This window comes from Tessaracoccus lapidicaptus, assembly GCF_001693815.1.
Lineage (GTDB): Bacteria > Actinomycetota > Actinomycetes > Propionibacteriales > Propionibacteriaceae > Arachnia > Arachnia lapidicapta.
Genome location: NZ_MBQD01000011.1, coordinates 153,887 through 177,766, shown reverse-complemented (window position 1 = coordinate 177,766; position 23,880 = coordinate 153,887). Strand labels below are relative to the sequence as shown.

The window sequence follows — 23,880 nt, the reverse complement described above, 5'->3', positions numbered from 1 at the left end:
TAGCGCGTCGCCCGCGGCTCACTCCCCGCCGACGAGGCGGACCAGGCCGGCGGCGACGCGGTCGCGGAGCGTGAGCACGCACGGCTCCTCGCCCGGCAGTTCCTCCCGGATGGCCGCCATCAGCTCCGGGGATCCGTTGGTCGTCACCGAGATCACGGCGGGGCCCGACTGCCAGACGTTGACGGCCGGTAGGCCCGCGGACTGGTCAGCCTGCGACGTGACGTCGTCGCCGAGCACGCCGTCGGTCCACCCGACGACGGCCGTCTGGAAGCCGTCGGAGTAGACGAGGTTCATGGAGGTGGCGCCACGGCGCTCGGTGGACGAGTAGGCGACCATCGGCAGGCCGGCCAGGGTCAGGGGGCAGCTGGCGGGGCCGACGCACCACCCCTCGGTCTGGCTCGCGCTGGCGGGCTGGACCGAGATGAGCTGCGTGAGGCCGTCGTCGTGGAACTCGGCGCTGCCGAGGGTCAGCTGCGTGTAGCCGGCCGCGAGGCTCACAGCGCCGGCGCTGTCGTAACGCTCGGCCCACAGCACGAGGTGCGCGACGGCGTCGATCCACCAGCTGGCGACGGCGCGGCCGTCGTCGGTGGCAACGAGGCGCACGGCGGCGCGGCCCGCCACCTGCTCGGGCAGGGTGCCGAGCGAGAACTGCCACCCGTCGGGCGCGTCCACGGGGGTGGCGCCGAACTGGGGCAGGAAGCTGGAGCTGAAGCGGTCGCCGCGCGCGTCCATGACCTCCAGCTGGGCGCCCTCCCCCCGCACCTTGGTGGTGCGGACGTCGGCGGTCCGGTAGCGGCCCTCCCCGTCGGAGATCCACACGCGCTGGACGCCGCTCAGGGTGAGGTCGGCGGCGGTGGCGGTCCGCAGCAGTGCTGCGGCTTCCTCGGGCGCCAGCCGCGTCCCCGCGCCGGGCGCGGCCCGGCGGGCGTAGGACGTGGGTTCGCCCAGATCGGCGCCCCGCTCGTGCGCGAGGAGGACGGCGCCGACCGCCTCCGTGGCACTGATGGCGGCGGTGGACATCGAGTACTGCTCGCGGGCGGCCTTGATGGGATCCGCCAGGCGGACGGGATCCGGTGCGACGAGGACGGCGAGCATGACGGCCGACAGCATCACGGCCAGGAGGGCGGCTCCTGACTGGGCCGCGAGCCGCACCCGGCGCCGCCGGGTCGAGGGCAGGTCGCCGGGGCCGGAGGCCATGTAGAGGGGGGCGGCGGAGTGCTCCCCGGCGATGGATTCGAGCCGGGCCGTGAGCGTCTCCGGCGCGGCCGAGCGGCTGCAGAGGCTGAGCGTGCTGCAGACGCGGCTGATCTCGGCGACCTCATCGCGGCACCCGCGGCATCCGGCCAGGTGGTAGCTGACCTGTTCCCAGCGCCGGGGCGGCAGGGTCCCGTCGGCGAACGCCGACAGGTCTGGTCGGATGCGGTCGCAGCGGCTCACGGCGGATCAGGACACTCCGAGGTACCTGGTGCGGCCGTCAGTCGGTGCCCGGTGGGCGAGGGCGTCGCGGAGGGCCGCGCGGCCGCGCGCGATCCGGCTGCGGACGGTGCCCAGCTTCACGTCGAGGACCTTCGCGATCTCCTCGTAGCTCATGCCCTCGATGTCGCACAGGACCACCGCGACGCGCTGCTCCGGGTTCAGCGAGCGCAGGGCGGCGGCGACATCCGCGTCGAGTTCAGCGTCGTCGTGAAGCTCGTCCGGGCCGCTGGCGGAACCCCACACATGGTCCGGGGCGGCGCTGAGCGCGTCCATGCGGATGCGCTGCCGGCGGCGGGCCTGGTCGAGGAAGAGGTTGGTCGTGATGCGGTGCAGCCAGCCCTCAAGCGTGCCGGGTTGGAACGTGTGGATGGAGCGGAACACTCGCACGAAGACGTCCTGCGTGAGGTCCTCAGCGTCGTGCTGATTGCCCGTCAAGCGGTAGGCGAGGCGGTACACCTGCGCCGAGTGGTCGCGCACCAGCTCCTGCCAGGTGGGCGCGGTCCAGCCGGGCTCCTGAACGGCCTTCGCCGATCGAGTGCCTCTGAACATGCCTCGCCTCTCCATGAACCCAGCCTGACAGCCGAACCTGTGCCGCACCTGTGAAGGTACCCGCGGCCTCTAGGGTTAAACGCCCGGAGGGCCGGGTTTGTTCCCGTCAGGCGTGGAAGCCGAGGTTCTCCAGCAGGGTGGCGTAGCCCGTCACGACCTCCGGGTCCGGGACCCCCATGGGGGCCCGGCACGGGCCGGCGTCGAAACCGCGCTCGGCCAGGACCGCCTTGACCATCATGCAGCCCTGGGTGGCGAAGATGCCCTGGAAGGCCGGCAGCGCCTCCCGGTTCGCCTCGACCGCCTCCTCCACCCGGCCCGCCAGGTAGAGGTCGATGATCCGGCGCGCGGCGGCCGCGGTGAAGTGCGACGAGGTCCCGACGACGCCCACCCCGCCCACGCTCAGCAGCGGGAGCAGGAAGGCGTCGTCCCCCGCGTAGTAGGCCAGGTTGGTGCGCGCCAGCACGACCGAGCTCGACACGATGCTGCCCTTGGCGTCCTTGACGGCCCGGATGCGGGGATGCGCGTCGAGCCGGATGAGCATGTCCTCGGGGATGGCGATGCCCGCGCGGTGCGGGATGTCGTAGAGCATCACCGGGAGGTCAGTGGCGTCCGCGACCGCGACGAAATGGTCCTCCAGGGCGTCGGCCGGCGGGCGCGAGTAGTACGGGGTGACGACGAGCAGCCCGTCGACGCCGACGTCCGCCGCCTGGCGCGCCAGCTCGACCGAGTGCCGCGTGGAGAAGGTACCGACACCGGCCACGACGCTGGCCCGGTCCCCCACCGCGGTGACGACGGCGTCGAGCACCCGCTGCTTCTCGAGGTCCGTGGTGGTGGGCGACTCACCGGTGGTGCCGTTGACGACGAGACCGTCGTTGCCGAGGTCGTCGACCAGATGCGCCGCGAGGCGCGCGACCTGCGCATAGTCCACCTCCGAGCCGTCCGCCGTGAACGGGGTGACCATCGCCGTCAGGACGCGCCCGAAGACCGGCTGCATGTCGTCGTCTGTCATGCGCGTCATCTTAACCGCGAACCGGCGGGCGGGTCCGGGGTCGGGTCTCGCGGCCACGCGCCACACGCGCCTGACCACTCGCTAGGCTGGCGGCGTGAACACGCCTGGAAATCACCTCGAGCCCCCCACCGCCGACAGCTGGGCCTTCGCCGAGGACCACGCGCCGACGAGCGAGCACGTCGCCGCCGCGCGCGACGAGGCCACGCTGGCCGGCCTCAGCACCATCACGCCCGGGGTCGCCGCCACCCTGACCGCACTCACGCGGGCCGTCGGGGCGCGCGCCGTCGTCGAGGTGGGCACGCTCATGGGCGCCTCCGGCCTCGCCTTCCTGGAGGGCATGGGGCACGACGGCGTGCTGACGTCGATCGATGTCGAGGCCGACAACCAGCTCCCCGCCCGGCGGTACTTCGTCGCGGCCGGGATCCCGTCGTCGCGGTTCCGCCTCATCGCCGGGTCCCCGATCGAGATCATGCCCAAGCTGCGCGACGCCGCCTACGACGTCGTCTTCATCAACGGCGACAAGCTCGAGTACGTCGAGTACGTCGCGGGCGCCCTGCGCCTGCTGCGTCCCGGCGGGCTGCTCCTGGTCCACGACGTCCTCTGGTACAACCGGGTCGCCGACGATGCGGACGAGTCCGACGAGGCGATCATCATCCGCGAGGCGCTCGACGCCGTCGCCACGACGGAGGCCTACACGCGCGCGCTGCTGCCGGTGGGCAACGGGCTGCTCCTGGCTGTCAAGAACTGACTCACCGACGCGAATCGGCCCCCTCACCCGCGACGGGTGAGGGGGCCGATGTCGTAGGGGTCCGCTGTCAGTCCCGGACCACCTCCACGTTCTTGCCCACGACCGTGATGCCGCCCTCGGACACGACGAACCCGCGGGCCCGGTCATGCTCGTGGTCCACGCCGATCTGCACTCCGTCGGGCACGACGACGTACTTGTCGAGGATCGCCCGGCGCACGACGGCGTTCTTGCCGATCTTCACCGAGTCCATCAGGACCGAGTCGGAGACCTGCGCCCACTTGTCCACGTGTACGTTGGGGCTCAGCACGGTGCGATCGACCTCGCCGCCGGAGATGATGCAGCCGGCTGTGACGATCGAGTCCTCGGCCCGGCCCCGGATGACGAACTTCGCGCCCGGCGCCTGGACCTGGTCGGTCCAGATGGGCCACTCGTCGTTGTACAGGTTGAACTCCGGCTCCACGTTGACGAGGTCCATGTGGGCCTCGTGGAACGCGTCGATGGTCCCCACGTCCCGCCAGTAGTTGACGTCCTTCTCGGTCGCGCCCGGCACGACGTTGTCCTTGAAGTCGTAGACCTGCGACTGCCCCTGCTCGGTGAACCACGGGATGATGTCGCCGCCCATGTCGTGGCGCGCCGTCGGGTCCTCGGCGTCGGCGCGCAACGCCTCGACGAGGGCCTTGCTCGAGAACACGTAGTTGCCCATGGAGGCGAACGACTCGTCGGGCGAGTCCGGCAGGCCCGGCGGATCGGCGGGCTTCTCCAGGAAGCTCTTGATCTTCTTGTCGGCGGCGGCATCGATGATGCCGAATGCCGACGCCTCGCTGCGGGGCACGCGGATCCCGGCGACGGTGGCGCCCAGCCCCGAGTCGATGTGGGCGTCGATCATCTGCTCGATGTCCATCCGGTAGATGTTGTCGGCCCCGAAGACGACGATGTAGTCGGGATCCTCGTCGCGGATGAGGTTGAGCGACTGGTAGATCGCGTCGGCGCTGCCCTGGTACCAGCGCGGCCCGAGGCGCTGTTGGGCAGGCACGGGCGCGACGTAGTTGCCCAGCATGGTGGAGAAGCGCCACGTCTTGGAGATGTGCCGGTCAAGCGAGTGCGACTTGTACTGGGTCAGGACGGCTATCTGCCGCAGGTTGGAGTTCGCGAGGTTCGACAGGACGAAGTCGATGAGGCGATAAGTGCCGCCGAAGGGGACGGCCGGCTTAGCCCGGTCCGCCGTCAGCGGCATCAGCCGCTTCCCCTCACCTCCGGCCAGGACGATGGACAAGATCTTGGGACGTGCAGCCATGGCCCGAACCTATTGCCAAACGGACCACCCCCACAAGGAATTCCCGCAAATGACCGGCCCGTGGGCAGCCATGGTGTGGAACGATGCGGGCATGACCATGAAGCTGTCGCTGTTGACCCGTGAATATCCCCCGACGATCTACGGCGGCGCCGGTGTCCACGTGGCCCAGCTGGTGCCTCAGCTGCGCAAGCTCATCGACGTCGAGGTTCACTGCATGGGCGAGCCGCGCGACGGCGCCACCGCGCATGCCGAGGACTTCCCCCCGGGCGCCAACGCCGCCCTGCGGGTCCTGGGCGCGGACCTCTCCATGGCGGCAGCCGTGGCCGACGACGCCGACATCCTGCACTCGCACACCTGGTACGCCAACATGGGCGGGCATTTGGCCGGCCTCATGCGCGACATCCCGCACGTCGTGACGTCGCACTCTCTGGAGCCGCACCGCCCCTGGAAGGCCGAACAGCTCGCCGGCGGCTACCGGGTCTCCTCCTGGGCCGAGAAGACGGCCTACGAGGCCGCCGACGCCGTCATCTCCGTCAGCGCCGGCATGCGCCGCGACGTGCTCGACAGCTATCCCGCCCTGGACCCCGACAAGGTGCACGTGGTCCGCAACGGCATCGACACCGACGAGTTCCGGCCCGATCACGGCACCGACGTCGTCACGGGGCTCGGGGTGGACCCCGAGCAGCCCTCGGTGGTGTTCGTCGGACGCATCACGCGCCAGAAGGGGCTCGTGCACCTGGTCCGCGCGGCCGCCGAGTTCGATCCGGACACGCAGGTCGTCCTCCTCGCGGGGGCCCCGGACACGCCGGAGATCGCCGCGGAGTTCGACGCCGCCTTCTCCGCGCTGCAGGCACAGCGCTCCGCCCCCGTGGTCTGGGTCGCGGAGATGCTGCCGCGCGCCTCGGTGCGCCAGGTCCTCACGCACGCCACGGTGTTCGCCTGCCCATCCATCTACGAGCCGCTGGGGATCGTCAACCTGGAAGCCATGGCGTGCGAGACGCCCGTGGTCGCCAGCGCCGTCGGAGGCATCCCCGAGGTCGTGGTCGACGGCGAGACGGGCCTGCTGGTTGCGTACGACCCCGCGCGCGCCGGGGACCGCGAGTTCGTCGCGGGGTTCGAGTCGGACTTCGCCGCGAAGGTGAACCGCGTCACGCGCGACCGGGACCTGGCGGAGCGCTTCGGCCGGGCGGGGCGGCAGCGCTGCATCGACGAGTTCTCCTGGGAGAAGATCGCGCGCGAGACGGTGGCCGTCTACGAGGCCGCCATCGGCGCCCGGGGCTGAGACGCGACAGGGCCGCCCCGCGGGGCGGCCCTGTGCGCACGGAGTGGGGGTGTGTCAGCCGACGACGTCCTTGAGCGCGTTGAGCAGATCGGTGGCCTCGGTGGCATTCATCTCGACGACAAGGCGGCCGCCTCCGTCGACGGGGACGCGCATGACGATGCCGCGACCCTCCTTCGTGACCTCCATCGGACCGTCACCCGTGCGGGGCTTCATCGCTGCCATCTGCCACTCTCATTCTCGCTCGTCGAACTGTGGACGAGGTCTATTATTCCGCATCGCACCAAGCAAGGTTCGTTCACCCAGGAAACTTTGTGTCATCGGGGGGCGGCGTGTCCTCGGGGGGCGGCGCCGCCGTCGGGCGCTCGTAGTCGACGCGCAGCAGCACCTCGTCGACGACCTGCATGTCGTAGCCGCCCCGCACCACGTCGAACACCGTCTCGGCCGCCGGGGGCGCGGTCCCGTCGACGACACGCGCCAGATAGTGGTCCACCTGGGAGCGGTCGTATCCGGTGCCGGCCGTGGGGAGTCGGGCCTCCGCGAGGAACTGCGCGGTCACCGGGCCGGCGGGGATCCGCCCCTTGGGGCGATCCGTCACGGCGTCCGAGGGCATCTGGCCGAGGCGACCCAGTCCCGCGAAGGCCGCCAGCCCCAGCACCACGATCGCGACGACGACGGCGAGGATCCACACGGCGGTCAGCCCGGGATCTCGCCGGGCCGGCCCATGGCGTCGAGGGCCTCCTCGACGTCGTCGGTGACGGTGACGAGGCTGAGGTCGGAGCGGGCGATGAAGCCGTGCTCGGCCATGGTGTCGCGGACCCACTCCATGAGCGGCGCCCAGTGCGCGCGCCCGAACAGGACCATGGGGAAGTTCTTGACCTTCCCCGTCTGGATAAGGGTCAGCGCCTCGAAAAGCTCGTCCAGGGTGCCGAAGCCGCCGGGCATGGTGATGAAGCCCTGGCTGTACTTGAGGAACATGGTCTTGCGGGCGAAGAAGTACCGGAAGTTGACCCCCAGCGAGATGAACTCGTTCATCCCCTGCTCGTTGGGCAACTCGATGCCCAGCCCGACCGAGGTGCCCTCGGCCTCGAAGGCGCCGCGGTTGGCGGCCTCCATGATGCCCGGCCCCCCGCCGGTGATCACCGCGAAACCACGGTGCACCAGGCCGCGGCCGAGCTCCACGGCCGCCTGGTACATCGGGTGATCGGTCGAGGTCCGCGCAGATCCGAAGACGCTGACCGCGGGCGGCAGCTCCTTGAGCGCGTCGAAGCCCTCGACGAACTCCGACTGGATCCGCAGGACCCGCCACGGGTCGAGGTGGCTCCACGGCTGCCCGGTGTGCTGGAGGAGCGCCTCGTCAGCCATGGGTTGGCGGGTGCGCTCACCGCCGCCCAGGACGACGGCGCCGGCGCGGCGCAACTGGTCGCTCATCGGGGATCTCCTTCGGTGCTGAGCCATCGCCTGAGCCCGGCGGCACAGGCGTCGAGGTCCGCGACGGGGCAGAACTCGTCGTCGCGGTGGGCCATGGACGGGTCGGCCGGGCCGTAGTTGACGGCCGGGACGCCGAGCTCGCTGAACCGCGCGACGTCGGTCCAGCCGTACTTGGGGGAGGCGGGCTCGCCGATGGCTGCGACGAACTCCCGCGCGGCCGGCCGGTCGAGGCCCGGGCGTGCTGCGGGCGACGCGTCCGCGACGGTGAACTCGACTCCCGCGAACCAGCCGCGCAGCCGGCTGAGGGCCTCGTCGACGCTCTTGTCTGGCGCGAAGCGGTAGTTGATCTGCACGGTCGCCGAGGGCGGGATGACGTTGCCCGCCATGCCGCCGGTGATGGCGACGGCGTTGAGGCCCTCGCGGTAGGTGAGCCCCTCGACCTCGATCTCCTCGGGCTCGTAGGCGGCAAGGCGCGCGAGCACCGGCGCCAGGTCGTGGATGGCGTTGTGGCCCATCCAGGCTCGGGCGCTGTGGGCCGCGACGCCGCGGGTGGTCACGTCGATGCGGATGGTCCCCTGGCAGCCGCCCTCGATGCGCGCCCCGGTGGGCTCCATGAGCACGGCGAAGTCCGCGGCGACCAGGTCCGGACGGTTGCGGGCGAGCCGGCCGAGGCCGTTGCGGGTGGCCTCGACCTCCTCCTGGTCGTAGAAGATCCAGGTGATGTCCCGGCTGGGCGCGGTGAGTTCCCGCGCCAGGGTGAGCATGACGGCGACGCCGCCCTTCATGTCGCAGGCGCCGCGGCCCCAGACCCGCTGCCCCTCGGGGTGCTCGATGAGCCGCGACGGCAGGTTGCCGGCGACGGGCACCGTGTCCAGGTGGCCGGCGATGACGACCCGCTCGGGCCGGCCGAGCTCGGTCCGGGCGACGACACAGTCGCCGTCGCGGTGGAGCCGAAGGTGGGGCGACGAGGCCAGCCACCCCTCGACGAGATCGGCCAGCTCGCGCTCGGCACCCGAGACGGACTCGACATCCATGATCTCCTGCAGCACCGCAACCAGCTGATTCATGGTGCGAGCCTAGTCAGGTCAGCCGGGTCATCTCCACGGACACGTACATCTCGGAGCCTCCGGAGCCCGTGTAGATGCCCTTGAGCGGGGCGACGTCCGCGTAGTCGCGCCCGAAGCCGACCTCGACGTGCGATCCGCGGGGCTCCGCCTGGCTCGTGGGGTCGAACCCGAGCCACTCGCCGTCGTAGAACTGGATCCAGGCGTGCGACTCCCCCACCATGGCCTCGCCGATCTCCGGCTCGGCGCGTTGCACGACGTATCCGGACACGTAGCGGGCGGGGATGCCGATGGCGCGCAGGCCGCCCAGGGTCAGGTGGGCCAGATCCTGGCAGACGCCGGCCCCGTGCTCCCACACCTCGGCGGCCGTGGTGTGCACCTGGGTGACGCCCGGCAGGTAGCCCACGCGCTCGCGGAGGCGTCGCGTGAGCTCGCCGACGGCGTCCGCCGGCGTGTCGGCGGCCCGGCGGACCTGCTCGGCCAGACGGGCGACGTCGCGGTGCGGCCGCACGTAGCCCGTGAGCGTGAGGAGTTCGACGTAGCGGTCGCGCAGGGCCGCGTCGGCGAGCCCGTCCCAGCCCAGCGGCTCGGCCGCCCGCGACACGTCGTGGATGTCGACGGTGGAGGTGGCCACCACGTTGAGGTCGGCATGCGCCTCGTGGATCTCGAAGGCCACCACCGAGGTCCCCCAGTAGTCGCGGTAGGCGTGCGTCCACGCCACCGGGGTGATGTCCAGCTTCGAGGACAGGACGAGCTGCCGCCTGCTGGTCAGCGGCGTCATGCGCGCCTCGTTGAACGAGTCGGTCGCCCCACCCTCGTACCGGTAGCCGGTGGTGTGCACGATGCGGTACTGGCTCACGGCCGGGTCCTTCCGCTGCTGGTCACCAGGCACCGCCCACCCAGGCGGCGGCCGCCGAGCCCTCGAAGTAGCGCGCGGAGACGGCCTGCGTCGTCTCGGAGCAGACCACCTGCAGCCGCGCCATCTGCTCCGGCAGATCCAGGAGGATCTCCTCGGCCGGCAGGAACTCGAGCGTGGCGCGGGCCGCGCCGAGGAGCCGGGTGGCGGGGTCGTCGGGGCGGATCCGCTGGTTCACCGGTCCCAGCTGCGACAGCGCGTCCACCGCGGTGTTCAGCGTGTAGATCAGCGACCGGGGGAACAGCCTGTCGAGGATGAGGAATTCGGCGGCGTCCCGGTCCGACGCGATCGCGCCGTAGCGCTGGACGAACGCGTGGTGCGCGCCGCAGCCGCTGAGCACGTGGTCCCAGGCGCGCGGCGAGTTGCCGGCCAGCGAGGCGGTGGCCAGCAGGCGGGAGGTCATGTCGATGCGTTCGATGCTGCGCCCCAGCGTGAGGAACAGCCAGCCCTCGTCGTGGCTCATCGTGGAATCGGCGAGGCCCGCGATGACGGCGCAGCGCTCCCGGACCAGCTTGAACATCGACGCCGGGCGCATGCGCTGCAGCCGGCCGCCGCGCATCGCGAGCCACGTGGTGTTGATCGACTCCCACACCTCCGTCGACACCGTCTCGCGGGCCCGGCGAGCGGACTCGCGGGCGCTGCCGAGGGCTGCCAGGAAGCTGACCGGCGACTTCTCGTCGTAGCACAGCTCCTGCAGCACGTCCGGCTCGTCGCTGTCGGGCTCGCGCCCCATGAGCAGCAGCAGGTCCCGGGCGGCCTGGGCGGGGTAGGCGCCGGGGTCGTCGAGCCGCTGGTGCAGGTGGACCTCGACGATGCGGCAGGTGTCCTCGGCGCGCTCCAAATAGCGGCCGATCCAGAACAGGGAGTCGGCGATGCGGCTCAGCACGGCGCCCCCTCCCCCGCCCGCTCCTGTTGTTGCTGCTGCTCGTGCTGGTGCCGGATGACGCGGCTCAGCATCTGCTCCGACAGCGGCACCGACGAGGGTCGCGGCGGCGGGGCGGCGGCGACGGGTGCGATTACCGGACGGCGACCGGCCGGCACCCATGTGTCCTTCGAGCCGCCGCCCTGCGACGAGTTGACGATGAGCTCGCCCTCGGGCAGCGCCACCCGGGTGAGCCCGCCGGGCAGGACGAAGATGTTGTCGTTGCCGGAGTTGACGATGAAGGGCCTGAGGTCCACGTGCCGGGGCCTCAGTTCGCCGTCGATCATGGTCGGCACGGTGGAGAGCTGGACGACGGGCTGCGCGATCCAGCCGCGGGCGTCGCGCAGGATCTGGCGCTTGAGCCGCTCCAGCTCCTCCGGGGTGGCGCGCGGGCCGATGACGATGCCCTTGCCGCCCGACCCGTCGACGGGTTTGACGACGAGCTCGTCCAGGCGGTCCAGGACCTCCTCGCGTGCCTCGGGTTCCTCGAGCCGCCACGTGTCGACGCTGGCGAGGATCGGCTCCTCGCCCAGGTAGAACCGGATGAGGTCCGGCAGGTAGGTGTAGACGAGCTTGTCGTCGGCGACCCCGTTGCCGACGGCGTTGGCGATGGTCACGGTGCCGGCGCGGGCCGCGTTGAGCAGGCCGGCGCAGCCGATGAGCGAGTCGGCGCGGAACACGGCCGGGTCCAGGAACTCGTCGTCGATGCGGCGGTAGATGACGTGGACCGGCCGGAGCCCGCGCGTCGTGCGCAGCGACACGTGGCCGGCGTGCGCGACCAGGTCGCGGCCCTCGACCAGTTCGACGCCCATCATGCGGGCGAGCATCGCGTGTTCGAAGTACGCCGAGTTGTACACGCCCGGGGTCAGCACGACCACCGTCGGGTCCGCCACGCCGGACGGCGCGGCGGCGCGCAGCGCCTTGAGCAGCTCCGACGGGTAGTCCTCCACCGGGCGGATGCGGTGCTGGGCCGCGATCTCCGGCAGCGCGGCGTTGACCGCGCGGCGGTTCGTCATGACGTAGGACACCCCGGACGGGCTGCGGACGTTGTCCTCGAGGACCCGGAAGACGCCGTCGTGGCCACGCACCAGGTCGATCCCCGCGATGTGCACCCGGACGCCGTTGGGGGTTGTCACGCCCCACATGGCCCGGTGGAAGTGCGGCGACGACGCGACAACGTGCCGGGGAATGACGCCCTCGGTGAAGCAGCGCCCCTCGGTGTAGACGTCGTCGAGGAAGGCGTCCATCGCGCGGACCCGCTGCTTGCTGCCGGCCTCGACGTGCGCGAACTCGTCGGCGGGCAGGATGCGGGGCACGATGTCGAGGGGGAACGGCCGTTCCTCGCCGCCGATGTCGAACGTGACGCCCTGGTCGATGTAGGTGGTGCGCAGGTAGTCGGCCCGGGAGCGCAGCTCGTCGAGCCCCAACCGTTCGAGCCCCTGGACCACCGACGTCGCGGACGCCCGCACGCCCTCCGGCCCGACCATCTCGTCGAAGGCCTCCCCCGGCGGGTAGTGGTCGAACAGTGCGCTCATGCGTCACAGGGTATGGGGTCGGGCCGATCGTCCACATCCGCGACCGTGGATCCGCCCGTAGGCTGGGGTCGTGTACGCGGCCGGGGCGCTGGACGCCGCGTTGACGGCCCGCGAGCTGCTGGACGCTCCCGATGCGCCACTAGACTGACCGCCATGACCAACGAGACCCGCACCGCCTGGGCCTGGGGCCTGGCCACCGTCCACACCACCGGCGCCGTCCTCGACGCGTGGTACCCGGAGCCGCGGCTGGGCTCGGGGGTGACCGACGACCCGCCGTCGTTGCTGGCCGAGGCGCAGCACGTGGACGAGATCCGGCAGGTCGAGACGAAGGCCGTGCGGGTGGAGATCGCGCTCGACGAGCCGCCGGCCACCGTGGAGGACGCCTACCTGCGGCTGCACCTGCTGAGCGCGCGGCTGGTCGCGCCGCACGGGCTGAACCTCACGGGCATCTTCGGCGTGCTGCCGAACAACGCGTGGACGACGCGCGGACCCGTCCGGATCGGTGACGTCAACCGGGTGCGGATGCTGCTGCGCGCCCGCGGCGAGCAGCTGACCGTCTACGGCATCGACAAGTTCCCGCGCATGGTGGACTACGTCACCCCGGCCGGCGTGCGCATCGCGGACGCGGACCGTGTGCGGCTCGGCGCGCACTTGGCGGATGGCACCACCGTCATGCATGAGGGCTTCGTGAACTTCAACGCCGGCACGCTCGGCACGTCCATGGTCGAGGGCCGCATCTCAGCCGGGGTCGTGGTGGCCGACGGCACCGACGTCGGCGGCGGCGCGTCCATCATGGGCACCCTGTCGGGCGGCGGCCAGGAGATCATCCGCCTCGGCGAGCGCTGCCTGCTGGGCGCGAACTCCGGCATCGGCATCTCGCTCGGGCACGACTGCGTCGTGGAGGCGGGCCTCTACGTCACCGCCGGCACCAAGGTCACGCTGCCCGACGGCAGCGTCGTCAAGGCCCGCGAGCTGTCCGGCCAGGACGACCTGCTGTTCCTGCGCGACTCCGTCACCGGCGCGGTCATGGCCCGCAACCGGCGCGGGGCGAAGGTGTCGCTCAACTCCGAGCTGCACGCCAACTGATGCGCCGGTCTGTGATCGCGGCGCTGCTCGCGGTCGCGGTCATCGCCGCACTGGCGGTCGTGGGGGTCCGGGTCTACCGCTACGTCTACGAGCGCGTCACACCCGAGCGCTGCACCGTGCTGATGGACGACGGCGTGACCACCCTCTCCCCGGAGCAGGCGCGCAACGCGTCGATCATCGTCGCGGCCTCCGTCGAGGCGGGACTCCCCGAGCAGGCGGCGGTGATCGCGCTGGCGACGGCCTATCAGGAGTCGGACCTGCGCAACCTTGACTACGGCGACCGGGACTCGCTGGGGCTGTTCCAGCAGCGCCCCTCCTACGGGTGGGGCACCGAGGAGCAGATCCTCGACCCCTGGTACGCGTCGGCCCGGTTCTACGAGGAGCTCGTGAAGTTCGACGGCTGGGAGACCGGCGACGTCAACGATGTGGCGCAGCAGGTGCAGCGCAGCGGGCACCCCGAGGCCTACCGGCAGCACGAGGAGAAGGCGCTCGCCGTGGCGGCCGCGCTGAGCGGCGCCCGCGAGGAGGCTCTGGGCTGCCTCGGCTTCGAGGCCGCGGCCGCCGACCCCGGCCAGTTCGAGCGGCAGCTCGCCGTGCTGGAGGGCGTCGAGTTCTCCCTCGGCGACGGCGTCGCCACCGTCACCGCGTCGGATCCGGCGGCGCTGTGGGCGGCCACGCACATGGTGATCGCCAACAGCTATGCCGGCGGCGTCACGTCGGCCGTCGTCGGCGACCGGGAGTGGTCGGCCGACGACGCGGCGTGGGGCCCGGCCGAGCGGGCCGCCGCGCCCGGCACGGCCGAGTTCACCCTCGGCTGACCCGCGTCAGTCGCGCCAGGTCCGCCACAGGTCGGCGTACTGGCCGTCGCGCTCCAGCAGCTCGTGGTGCGAGCCCAGCTCCACGATGCGGCCGCCCTCGACCACCGCGATCCGGTCCGCGTCGTGCGCCGTGTGCAGCCGGTGCGCGATGGCCACTACCGCCCGGCCGTCCAAGAGGGCCGCCATCGACCCCTCAAGGTGCCGGGCCGAGGACGGGTCGATGAGCGACGTGGCCTCATCGAGCACCAGCGTGTGGGGGTCGGCGATGATGAGCCGGGCCAGCGCCACCTGCTGCGCCTGTGCCGGCGTCAGCGTCGCCTTCCCGTGGCCGAGCTCGGCGTCCAGGCCTCCGGGCAGCCGCGACACCCAGCCCCACGCGTCGACCGCGCGCAGCGCCTGTATCACCTCGTCGTCGGAGGCGGTGGTCTCCCGCGCCAGGACCACGTTGTCGCGGACCGTGCCGACGAACACGTGGTGCTCCTGGGTGACGAGCGCCACCTCGGTGCGCAGCCGGTCGAGCGGCAGGTCCATGACGTCGACGCCGCCCACGGTCACCTCCCCGATCCGGGGCCGGTTGATCCCGGCCACGAGCCGCCCGAGCGTCGACTTGCCGGACCCCGAGGGCCCCACGATCGCGAGCCGCTCCCCCGGGCGCAGGTCCAGGTCGACCCCGTGGAGGACGTCGACGCCCTCCCGGTAGCCGAAGCGCAGGTCGCTGCCGGTCAGCTTGACGCCGTCGGGCTCCGCCTCTCCGGGCGTCCGGTCGTCGTCGAGCTGCGCGACGCCGATGAGCCGCGCCGTGGACACGATGCCCAGCTGCAGGTGGTCCAGGACCGCGATGACTCGGTCCAACGGGCCCTGCAGCTGCGAGACGTACAGCGCCGCCGTCGTGATCTGTCCGATCGTGACCCACCCCTGGGCGTGGCCCCACGTGCCGAGCAGGACGACGCCCACGAGCGGCAGCTGGAACGACGAGTCGACCATGGCGAAGAGCATGTTGCGCAGCGTCATGGTGTAGCGCTCCGCCTGTCCGGACACCTCGGTGTCCTCGTCGATCTGGGCGATCCTCCCCTCGCCCAGGCCCAGCGCCTCGATCGTGCGCGCGCCCTCCACCGTCTCCGTGGTGGTGGAGTTGATGACGGAGTAGGACCGCGACTCGGTGATGTAGCCGGCCGTGGCGCGCGACAGGTAGTAGCGGCCGCCGAGCCACATCACGAGGCCCGTCCCGATCATCGGCAGCACCAGCAGCCAGGAGTTGACGGCCATGGCGATGAGCGTCGCGCCGATCAGCACGATGGACACGATGAGGTTGGGGAACGCCCAGCGCGCGGCGGTGGCCATCTTGCCCACGTCGGAGGTGATCCGCGTCAGGAGATCCCCAGACCCGGACGATTCCACGTGACCGAGCGGCAGCCGCAGCACGATGCGGACGACTTCCTCCCGGGCAGCGGCCAGCAGGTCGTAGCCCAGGACCGCGGACGCGCGCCGCGCCGCGAATGTCAGGACCGCCTGCGCGAGGATCACGCCGGCGATGACCGCGACGAGCGTCGAGACCCCGGACGGTCCCACCAGCCCCGCAGTGACGCGGTCGATGAGGCGCCCCAACAGGAACGGCGCCACCAGGCCGGCCCCCGCCGCCGCCACGTTGAGCAGCACGGCCCAAGCCAGCGCGCGGCGCCGCCCGCCGAGCAGGCGGCGCAGGAAACCCAGCGCCTGCGTCGACGACGCCACGGGGAAGCCGGTCCGCGGCGCGCGGGCGTCGTCGTAGACGGCCAGCGCCGTGGCCGTGCGGATGTGGTGCCGCCGGACGAGGGCGGCCAGTCGGTCCCGCAGCCCCACGCCCCGCGGGGCCCCCAGTCCGTCGGGGAGCCGCGGGGTCGCGGGCCCGTCGCGCCACGTGGCGGGGGACGTCGTCCCCAGCAGTGAGTCGCTCATGTCAGTGCTCCATGCCGCGGGTGATGACGCGGCGGTAGTCGGGATGGTCGTGCAGTTCGTCGTGGGTGCCGCGGGCCACCTCGCGGCCGTCCACCAGGAGCGAGATGTCGTCGCAGTGGCGCAGCAGCAGTGGGGATGCGGTCACGACGACCGTGGTGCGGCCGCGGCGGTGCCCCGCGAGCCGGACGGCGATCCTGGCCTCGGTGTGGGCGTCCACCGCGGAGGTGGGCTCGACGAGCACGAGGACGTCGGGGTCCTGTACCAGGGCGCGCGCCAGCACCAGCCGTTGACGCTGGCCGCCGGAGAGCCCTCGGCCCTTCTCGTCGATGCGCCCCTGCCACCCGCCGGGGAGAGACTCGTAGATGTCCTCCGCGGCGGCCGCCAGGAGGGCTCGTTCGGCCTGCTCGCGGCTGTGGGTCCCCCACGGATCGACGGCCGTCTGCAGGGTTCCCGAGAACAGCGACGCCCCGGTGTGGGACACCACGACACGCCGCCTGAGATCGGCCACGTCGAGGCTCGCGTAGTCGACGCCGTCCGCGGTCACGCCCCACGGCCTGGCGGCCAGCTCGGCGTCCTCCGCCGCGCGCCGGGCCCGGGCGGCGATCCGCTCCCGCCTGGCGAGCCGACGCGCGCGCCCGGTCAGGTCCTCCTCGTCGGGCGCGTCCGGCGCGCCATCGGGGAGGTAGCGGCCGAGCCGGTCGGCGAGCGCCGCGGTGACGTCGGGGTCGGCGGACACCACGCCCAGCATCCGTCCGGGCTGGACGGTGACGCCCGAGACCTCGTCGTGCAGCACCGGGTCCGGACCGAGCGGTGCACCCGACGGCGCCCACGGCACCTCGGAGCCGAGGAAGGCCAGCGTCTTCTGCGCGGCCACGAGGCCCTGGACCCACTTCTGCGCGAAGTCGAAGAACGTCTGCATGGGTGAGGTCAGGAACACCGCGTAGCCGAAGAAGCTGATCAGCTCCCCGACGCTGAGGTCGCCGTCGAGCAGGCTGAGGGATCCGAGGTGGACCAGCGCCACGAGCAGCAGGCCGGACAGCAGGATGCTCGTGGCCTCGACGACGGCCTGCCAGGTCCCGAGCCGCACTCCCAGCGCGCGGACCTTCTGGGACTGGCGCTCGTAGTTGCGCGCGAACGTGCGCTCCCCTCCGATGCCGCGCAGGATGCGCAGCCCCGTCGCGATGTCGCTCGCCAACGAGGTCAGCGACGAACTCTCGGTCCGTTCCGCCGACTGCGCCCGGGTCAGCGGGCGCAGCACCGGCGTCGAGGCGAGCAGCAGCACGGGGGTGGCGACGAGTACCAGGGCGCCCAGCGACGGCGAGGTGCTGAGCATGAGCGCCGACGCCAGCACGAAGCTCACCGCGGCCGCGATGACGTGGCCGAAGGACTCGATGGTGGCGCCGAACTGGTCGGAGTCGGACGACGAGACGCTCAGCACCTCGCCGGTGGGGACCCGCCGGTTCAGGACGTGGCCCAGGTGCACGGCGTGCCGCGAGACCCGCCGCTGGATGCCGTAGATCCCGAGCAGCCACATCCGCACCGCGAACGTGTGGAAGAGGATGCCTCCCGTGACGCCCACGGCGATCACGGCCAGCAGGAGCGCGAGCCAGCCGAGGGTCGCAGTGGCGTCACCGCGCGCGACTCCGGCGTCGATCGCGCGTCCCAGCAGCCAGGGCGTGAGCGCGGCGGGGATGAGCCACGACGACGCGGCCAGCGTCATGGCGGGCACGACCCAGCCGTAGGACCGGATGAGCCAGAAGAGGAATCGGATGGGCGAGCGGACGTCGGGGCGCGCGTCGAGCGGGATCGCGGGCGGGAAATCGTATCGCCCGCGGGGCGTTGCATGCATGGGAGAGGTCCTGACGGACGGCGTCGCGACGACGCGAGGTGGTGTGAGGTGTGGGACGCGGGGCGTCACGGGCGGGGCGTGGAGCCCCGGCGCGGCTCAGGTCAGCGGGCGACGAACGCGCGCGGACGACCGAGGACGGCAGTGTTGCTCAACATCTGCGTGCACCTCCTCCGTGTCGACGACACGGCAACACTAAGGACCTCTCCCGGGCCCTGTCAACACCGGATGGTCGTCAGGGCGCCTCGAGTTCGGTGGCCGGCGGGTCAACCGTCACCGCGGCGCCGTCGAACGCCACCCGCGACAGCCACATCTTGCGCCCCTCGAGCGAATCGCCCACGTACCCGGGCTTCCAGGCGTGATACACCATCCACCACTGCCCGCCCTTGAGGAACAGCTGGCAGTGCCCCGGCCCGGCCGCGACCTCGTTGGTGGACAGCACCGGCTCCGGGTCCTTGACGAAGGGCCCGAGGGCCGAGTCGGCGACCGCATGCCCGACGGCGTAGCGGTCGGATCCATAGTCGTTGGCGGAATAGAACATGTGGTAGACGCCGTCGACCTTGACCACGGCCGGGCCTTCGACGAGGTGCCCCTCCCAGTGCAGGTCCTGCTTGAACAGCTGGGTGACCTCACCCTCCACGGCCATGCCGTCAGGGCTGAGCCGGGCCACCTTGAGGTGCGTGTCGACGCCGATCGCGTTGCCGTCGTTCTTCCAGTAGAGGTAGGCGGTGCCGTCGTCGTCGATGAACGGCGAGGCGTCGATGGACCCGCCCTCCTCGATCTCGCAGATCAGCGGCTCACCGGAGTCGTCCACGTAGGGCCCGGCCAGGGTGTCGGACGTGGCGACGCTGACGCACTGCCACGCGGGGTCCGGTGCCTTCGTCGTGTAGTAGAGCCGGTATCCGCCGTCTGGCCATTCGATGATCTCCGGCGCCCACACCTTGCCCGAGGACGACCATGGCGCCACGCTCGGCAGCGCGTCGACACCCTGTCTCCACTCGATGAGGTTGTCGCTGTGGATGGTCTGGACGTTCATGCCGTTGCCGTTGGTGGCGATGGCGAGGTAGCCGTCGCCGTCGGGCAGGACCTGCGGGTCGGGGAAGTCGAGCGGGTAGACGGGGTTGGTGGGCTCAGGCACGGCGGTCTCTCCTTGGCTGGGCGGGGCCGACGGGGCGGGCGCGCCGCACGCAGCGAGCGCGACCGCCCCGAGGGCGATGAGGAACGGGCGCCACATCACTTGATCCCCGAGGACGCGACGCCTTCGATGATGTAGCGCTGGACGAAGACGTAGAGGAGCAGGACGGGCACGGCCGCGACCGTGGCACCGGCCATGATGACCGGGTAGTCGATCGTGTAGGCGCCCTGGAGCCGGGACAGCCCGATGGGGATGGTCAGCATCTCGGTGGAGAACATGACGTACAGCGGCCACACGAAGTCGTTCCAGTTGGCGAGGAACGAGATGACCAGCAACGTCACCACGGCCGCTCTCGCGTTGGGCAGGACGATGCTGACGAAGATCCGCCACGGTCCCGCGCCGTCGATCCGGGCCGACTCCTCCAGCTCCACGGGCAGGCCGAGGAAGAACTGGCGCATGAAGAAGACGCCGAAGGCGCCGGCGGCGCCGGGCACGATGAGCGCGAGGTAGGAGTCGAGCCAGGCCAGCCTCGACATCATCTCGAAGTTGGGCATCAGGAAGATGAAGCCCGGCACGAAGAGCGTCGAGATGATGACGCCGAAGATGACGCCACGGCCCGGGAACGTCAGACGGGCCAGGGCATAACCGGCCATGGAGCAGACGATGGCCACCAGCACGGCGTGGCCGGCTGCGGCGAGCATCGAGTTGAGGAACCACCGCAGCACGGGGGTGGTGGAGTCCGCGGCGAAGAGCACCTCGTAGGCGCGCGTCGTCCATTCCTGGGGCAGGAACGTCGGGGGCACCGTCTGCGACTCCACCCGGGTCTTGAACGACGTGAGGATCATCATCGCCACGGGCCCGACGAACACGAGGGAGAGGAGGACCAGCGCCAGCCAGAACAGCGGGTTGCGGTTGCGTCGGGAGGATGTCATCGCGCGTTCTCCTTCGCGGCCAGGCGCCTCTGGCGCTTCAGTGCCCGCGCCTCGCGGGCCGCATCCCGATCCCGCATCAGCCAGAAGTTGAGCACCGACACCATGGCCAGGGCGAGCGCGAGCATGTAGCTCATCGCGGCGGCCTGCCCGGCGCGGTTCTGGCCGAAGCCGACGCCCGTGATGACCATGATGGCCGTCATGGTCGACTCGGTCGGCCCGCCCTGCGTGATCATGTAGGACTGGCCGAACATGTTGGCGCTTGCGAGGATCGTCGTGACGAGGATGAAGATGAGCACCGGCCGCAGACCGGGCAGCGTCACATGGATGAAGCGCTGCCACGGGCCGGCGCCGTCGAGCGCTGCGGCCTCGTAGAGGTAGCCGGGGATGTCACCCAGGCCGACCATGTAGATGATGGCGTTGAAGCCCATCGTCCACCAGACGGTGACGCCCACCAGGGCGATCCAGGCCCACGGCTGATCGGTGGTCCACTGGATGTCGAGCCCGAACAGGGCGTTGACCAGGCCGAAGTTTCCGTCGAGCAGGTAGCGCCACATCACGCCGATGACGGCCACGCCGAGGACGTAGGGCAGGAAGTAGACGGCCCGGAAGAAGGTGCGCCCCGGGAACACCGTGTTGAGCAGCAGGGCGAGCCCAAGCGGCACGGCGACGAGGAACGGGACGCTGGCCACCGTGAAGATCGCCGTGTTGGACATGCCCCGCCAGAAGGGCTGGTACTGCACCGACGCCGGGTCGAAGAGGTCGGTGTAGTTCAGCAGCCCAACGAAGGGGCGACCCTCGAACGTGAAGTCCCAGTCGTGCAGGGACATCCAGAACCCGTACAGGGCCGGAAGGAGCACAAACATGGCGAACAGGATCAGATAGGGGGCCAGGAAGAGGTAGGCGATCAGCGGCGACCCGCCGGGGCTACCCCGGCCCCGGCGGGTCGTGCTGGTCATCATCAGGCGTACTTCTTCGCGTTCGCCTCGAGGATCTTGTTCGCGCGGTCAGCGGCTGCGTTGAGCGTGGTCGCGACGTCCTTCATCCCGAGGGTGATCTCGTTGACGGCCTTCTCGAACTCGAGCATCGCGTCACCGATGCCGGCGACGGCGGGCGGGAACCGCAGGTCGTCGATCTGCTTGGCGAGCTCGGCCTGGTGCGTGAGCTCCTGGAACTCCTCGGACTCGCGCACCGAGTTGCGGGCCGGGATCTGACCGCCCTTGGCCCACTCCAGCGACTGCTGCGAGATCCAGTTGAGGAACACCCGCGACGCCTGCCCCTTGTTCTCGTCGGGCGACTTCTGCGTCGGGAGGACGAACTGGTGCGATCCGGCCCACGCAGCCTTTTCGCCGCCGATGTTCGGCAGCGTCGTGACGCCCCACTGCAGGTCCTTCTTCTCCGCCAAGGTGTTGATGGACCAGATGCCGTTCCAGTTGAACGCAGTCTGCCCGTTCTGGAGGGCGATGAAGTCGGCGTCCTGGCCGACCTTGGGGTTGGAGTAGCCGTCCTTGATGAGGTTCTGCCACCAGGTGAGCGCCTTGACGCCGCCCTCGTCGCCCCATGCCGCCTGCGTGGCGTCATCGTTGAACAGGCTGCCGCCGAACTGGTAGACCAGGGACTGGCAGGTGAGCCCGCCCGTGAAGTTGAACGGCGAGGCCCAGTGGCCCTGGATGCCCTTCGACTTCAGGGCGTCCAGCGCGGCCATGTACGAGTCGTGGTCCATGGGCGGGTTCTCGGGGTCCAGGCCCGCGCTCTCCATGACGGTCTTGTTGTAGAAGAAGCCCAGCGGATGCACGTCCAGCGGGATGGCGTAGCGCACGTCCTTGTACAGGCCGGCCTGCCACGGCACGGGGGCGAAGTCGCCCTCTGTCAGTTCCAAGGCGGTGGCGACGTCGTCGAGGGGCTGGATGACCTTGCGGGCCGCGTTGGTGGCCACCGAGTCGACGTGCATGACCGCGACATCGGGGCCGTTGCCCGACTGCACCGCCGTGGGCAGCTTCGTGTAGTAGTCGCCCCACTGCATGGTCTGGACCGTGACGGCGATGTTCTCGTGCTCCGCCTGGAATTGGTCCACGAGCTGCTTCATGTAGGCGCCGTCGCCGCCGGTGAAGCCGTTCCAGAAGGCCAGCGTCACCGCCGGACCGTCGTAGCCGGCGGCCCCGCCGTCGCCAGTTGCGGACGCCGCACCGGTGGGGGTGACGGCGCTCTGGCCGCATGCGGCCAGGCCGGCGGTCGCGCCGACGGCAATGCCGGCACCGAGCAGTCCACGTCGACTGATCAGATTCATGAGGGTTCCTTTCGGGTGGTCAGGCTGGCCGGACGGACAGCCGGATGCAGTGCCACGACACTGCGGGGAGGGTGAGGGTCAGGGTGGAGCCGTCGAGGGCACTGCGGCCGGGCTTCGGGCCCACCCGCTCGTCGCCCGCGACATTGGTGAGGGAGGGATCGTCCTCGTGCACCATGAGGTGTTCCACGATCTCCACGTTGCCGAGGGGCGCCAGGTCCACCGAGGTGGTCAGGTCGTCACGTTCGGATCGGTTGACGCAGAAGATGGCGAGGTCACCGGTGGCGTCATCGAGCGTGGCGGTGCCCCAGATCTGGTCGACGGGCCCGAAAGCGGCGGTGTCGATCGTGGGGGAGGCGATCCGCAGGTCGAGGACGTCGCCCCGGGCGTAGCGGCTGGTCAGTGCGAAGGGATGGAAGATGGTCTGCCGCCACGCGGGTCCGTCAGGCTCGGTGCGGATTGGCGCGATGATGTTGACGAGCTGGGCCTGGCACGCCATCGCGACACGGTCGGTGTGCCGCATGAGGGTGATGAGCAGGGATCCGACGACGACGGCATCGGCGACGTCGTACACGTCCTGGATGAGCGGCGGCGCCTCCTGCACCTGGATGGCGTTCTCGCCGTCGAACCGCTCCTGGAACCAGACGTTCCACTCGTCGAACGAGATGGTGACCAACTTGTCGACCTTGCGCGCCGCCGCCACTGCGTCGGCGGTAGCCGCCACCGAGGTGATGAAGCGGTCCATGTCCTCGGCGCAGGCGAGGTACGAGGTCGTGTCGCCGCCGATCGGTTCGTAGTAGGCGTGGGCGGAGATGTGGTCGACGACGTGGATCGAGCGTTCCAGGACCTCGCGTTCCCAGGCGCCGAACGTGGGCATCAGCCGGTTGGAGGAGCCGCAGGCGACCAGCTCCAGGGAGTCGTCGAAGCGGCGGAACGCGTTGCCGACCTCCTCGGCCACCCGGCCGTACTCCGCGGCCGTCATGTGGCCCATCTGCCACGGCCCGTCCATCTCGTTGCCGAGGCACCAGACCTTGACCCCCCAGGGCTCCTCGCGTCCGTTGGCCGCGCGCTGGTCCGCCAACGTGGTGCCGCTACCGTTGACGTAGTCGAGGTACTCCACAGCGTCCTCCAGCCCGCGCGTGCCGAGGTTGACCGCGAGCATGGGCTCGATGCCCTGCCTCTCGCACCAGGCGAGGAAGTCGTCGGTGCCCACCTGGTTGGTCTCGATGGACCGCCAGGCGAGGTCCAGCCGGCGTGGGCGCTGCTCTTTGGGGCCCACCCCGTCCTCCCACTTGTAGTTCGAGACGAAGTTGCCGCCGGGGTAACGCACGATGGTCGCCCCCAGTTCGCGCACGAGCTCGGCGACGTCCCCGCGGAATCCGTGGGCGTCGGCCGTTGCGTGGCCGGGCTCGTAGATGCCGGTATAGACGCACCGGCCCATGTGCTCCACGAACGTGCCGAAGAGGCGCCGGTTGAGTGGTCCGACGCGGTATGAAGGATGGATCGTGATCTGGGACTCGGCCATTGAGCACCTTTACAACGGGAGTAATTGCGTGTGGCACGAGTCTGCACCACGGCTCGCCGTGGAGGCAATACCCAGAAGGTCACGATTTTGCAACGGTGG

At 70.9% G+C, this 23,880-nt stretch carries 22 protein-coding genes; 4 read left to right on the top strand and 18 right to left on the bottom strand.

Annotated features, from left to right (window positions below):
* Window positions 1–18: 18 nt before the first annotated feature.
* The 3 genes from BCR15_RS04110 to dapA form a co-directional block, all read right to left on the bottom strand.
* Window positions 19–1,437, bottom strand: a complete 1,419-nt coding sequence (locus BCR15_RS04110) for an anti-sigma factor family protein (protein WP_068750694.1) — start codon at window positions 1,435–1,437, stop codon at window positions 19–21.
* A 6-nt stretch (window positions 1,438–1,443) separates the two neighbouring features.
* Window positions 1,444–2,025: an RNA polymerase sigma factor SigE gene (gene sigE, locus BCR15_RS04105; RefSeq protein ID WP_068750693.1), complete on the bottom strand. Its 582-nt coding sequence runs from the start codon at window positions 2,023–2,025 to the stop codon at window positions 1,444–1,446.
* Window positions 2,026–2,131: 106 nt separating this feature from the next.
* Window positions 2,132–3,034 (bottom strand): 4-hydroxy-tetrahydrodipicolinate synthase, encoded by a 903-nt coding sequence (gene dapA / locus BCR15_RS04100; protein WP_083196575.1) that lies wholly within the window; start codon window positions 3,032–3,034, stop codon window positions 2,132–2,134.
* Between the two features lie 94 nt (window positions 3,035–3,128).
* Here dapA and BCR15_RS04095 point away from each other — a divergent pair, with 94 nt between their 5' ends.
* A complete protein-coding gene (locus tag BCR15_RS04095; RefSeq protein ID WP_068750691.1) occupies window positions 3,129–3,782 on the top strand; it encodes an O-methyltransferase in 654 nt (217 codons plus the stop codon).
* A gap of 67 nt (window positions 3,783–3,849) precedes the next feature.
* Here BCR15_RS04095 and glgC read toward each other — a convergent pair whose 3' ends face one another.
* Window positions 3,850–5,076 carry a glucose-1-phosphate adenylyltransferase gene (gene glgC, locus BCR15_RS04090; RefSeq protein WP_068750689.1) on the bottom strand — a complete coding sequence of 409 codons (1,227 nt, stop codon included), beginning with the start codon at window positions 5,074–5,076 and terminating at the stop codon, window positions 3,850–3,852.
* A 97-nt stretch (window positions 5,077–5,173) separates the two neighbouring features.
* Here glgC and glgA point away from each other — a divergent pair, with 97 nt between their 5' ends.
* Window positions 5,174–6,358: a glycogen synthase gene (glgA, locus tag BCR15_RS04085; protein WP_068751093.1), complete on the top strand. Its 1,185-nt coding sequence runs from the start codon at window positions 5,174–5,176 to the stop codon at window positions 6,356–6,358.
* Between the two features lie 54 nt (window positions 6,359–6,412).
* On the opposite strand, the gene BCR15_RS04080 is transcribed toward glgA, so the two are convergent.
* The 7 genes from BCR15_RS04080 to BCR15_RS04050 form a co-directional block, all read right to left on the bottom strand.
* Window positions 6,413–6,580, bottom strand: coding sequence for a DUF3117 domain-containing protein (locus BCR15_RS04080; RefSeq protein ID WP_068750687.1), 168 nt, complete (start codon window positions 6,578–6,580; stop codon window positions 6,413–6,415).
* 73 nt (window positions 6,581–6,653) lie between these two features.
* Window positions 6,654–7,046: a hypothetical protein gene (locus tag BCR15_RS04075; RefSeq protein ID WP_068750685.1), complete on the bottom strand. Its 393-nt coding sequence runs from the start codon at window positions 7,044–7,046 to the stop codon at window positions 6,654–6,656.
* A 5-nt stretch (window positions 7,047–7,051) separates the two neighbouring features.
* On the bottom strand, window positions 7,052–7,786 hold the full coding sequence (locus BCR15_RS04070; protein WP_068750682.1) for an LOG family protein: 735 nt from the start codon (window positions 7,784–7,786) through the stop codon (window positions 7,052–7,054).
* The gene (gene dapE, locus BCR15_RS04065; protein ID WP_068750680.1) at window positions 7,783–8,853 is read right to left on the bottom strand and encodes a succinyl-diaminopimelate desuccinylase; all 1,071 of its coding nucleotides are present in this window, start codon (window positions 8,851–8,853) and stop codon (window positions 7,783–7,785) included. The genes BCR15_RS04070 and dapE overlap by 4 nt, the downstream gene beginning before the upstream one ends.
* Window positions 8,854–8,866: 13 nt before the next feature.
* Window positions 8,867–9,709: a transglutaminase family protein gene (locus BCR15_RS04060; RefSeq protein ID WP_068750678.1), complete on the bottom strand. Its 843-nt coding sequence runs from the start codon at window positions 9,707–9,709 to the stop codon at window positions 8,867–8,869.
* A 22-nt stretch (window positions 9,710–9,731) separates the two neighbouring features.
* Window positions 9,732–10,652, bottom strand: coding sequence for an alpha-E domain-containing protein (locus BCR15_RS04055; RefSeq protein ID WP_068750676.1), 921 nt, complete (start codon window positions 10,650–10,652; stop codon window positions 9,732–9,734).
* Window positions 10,646–12,223, bottom strand: coding sequence for a circularly permuted type 2 ATP-grasp protein (locus tag BCR15_RS04050; RefSeq protein WP_068750674.1), 1,578 nt, complete (start codon window positions 12,221–12,223; stop codon window positions 10,646–10,648). The genes BCR15_RS04055 and BCR15_RS04050 overlap by 7 nt, the downstream gene beginning before the upstream one ends.
* A gap of 153 nt (window positions 12,224–12,376) precedes the next feature.
* Here BCR15_RS04050 and dapD point away from each other — a divergent pair, with 153 nt between their 5' ends.
* Window positions 12,377–13,309, top strand: coding sequence for a 2,3,4,5-tetrahydropyridine-2,6-dicarboxylate N-succinyltransferase (dapD, locus tag BCR15_RS04045; protein ID WP_068750671.1), 933 nt, complete (start codon window positions 12,377–12,379; stop codon window positions 13,307–13,309).
* Entirely contained in the window at window positions 13,309–14,127 is an 819-nt protein-coding gene (locus BCR15_RS04040; RefSeq protein ID WP_078919717.1) for a hypothetical protein, read from the top strand. The genes dapD and BCR15_RS04040 overlap by 1 nt, the downstream gene beginning before the upstream one ends.
* 6 nt (window positions 14,128–14,133) lie before the next feature.
* On the opposite strand, the gene BCR15_RS04035 is transcribed toward BCR15_RS04040, so the two are convergent.
* The 7 genes from BCR15_RS04035 to arfA all read right to left on the bottom strand — a co-directional run bounded on the left by BCR15_RS04035 (window position 14,134) and on the right by arfA (window position 23,781).
* Window positions 14,134–16,062, bottom strand: a complete 1,929-nt coding sequence (locus BCR15_RS04035; RefSeq protein ID WP_078919718.1) for an ABC transporter ATP-binding protein — start codon at window positions 16,060–16,062, stop codon at window positions 14,134–14,136.
* A gap of 1 nt (window position 16,063) precedes the next feature.
* Window positions 16,064–17,911 (bottom strand): ABC transporter transmembrane domain-containing protein, encoded by a 1,848-nt coding sequence (locus BCR15_RS04030; protein ID WP_068750670.1) that lies wholly within the window; start codon window positions 17,909–17,911, stop codon window positions 16,064–16,066.
* 232 nt (window positions 17,912–18,143) lie between these two features.
* Window positions 18,144–19,142: a glycoside hydrolase family 43 protein gene (locus tag BCR15_RS04025; RefSeq protein WP_078919719.1), complete on the bottom strand. Its 999-nt coding sequence runs from the start codon at window positions 19,140–19,142 to the stop codon at window positions 18,144–18,146.
* Window positions 19,142–19,975: a carbohydrate ABC transporter permease gene (locus tag BCR15_RS04020; protein ID WP_068750668.1), complete on the bottom strand. Its 834-nt coding sequence runs from the start codon at window positions 19,973–19,975 to the stop codon at window positions 19,142–19,144. Before BCR15_RS04020 ends, BCR15_RS04025 begins: the two co-directional genes overlap by 1 nt.
* A complete protein-coding gene (locus BCR15_RS04015) occupies window positions 19,972–20,934 on the bottom strand; it encodes a carbohydrate ABC transporter permease (RefSeq protein ID WP_068750666.1) in 963 nt (320 codons plus the stop codon). The genes BCR15_RS04020 and BCR15_RS04015 overlap by 4 nt, the downstream gene beginning before the upstream one ends.
* The gene (locus BCR15_RS04010; protein ID WP_068750664.1) at window positions 20,934–22,259 is read right to left on the bottom strand and encodes an ABC transporter substrate-binding protein; all 1,326 of its coding nucleotides are present in this window, start codon (window positions 22,257–22,259) and stop codon (window positions 20,934–20,936) included. Before BCR15_RS04010 ends, BCR15_RS04015 begins: the two co-directional genes overlap by 1 nt.
* Before the next feature lie 19 nt (window positions 22,260–22,278).
* Complete coding sequence (arfA, locus tag BCR15_RS04005; protein ID WP_068750662.1) at window positions 22,279–23,781, bottom strand: arabinosylfuranosidase ArfA; 1,503 nt, start codon at window positions 23,779–23,781, stop codon at window positions 22,279–22,281.
* Window positions 23,782–23,880: the final 99 nt, after the last annotated feature.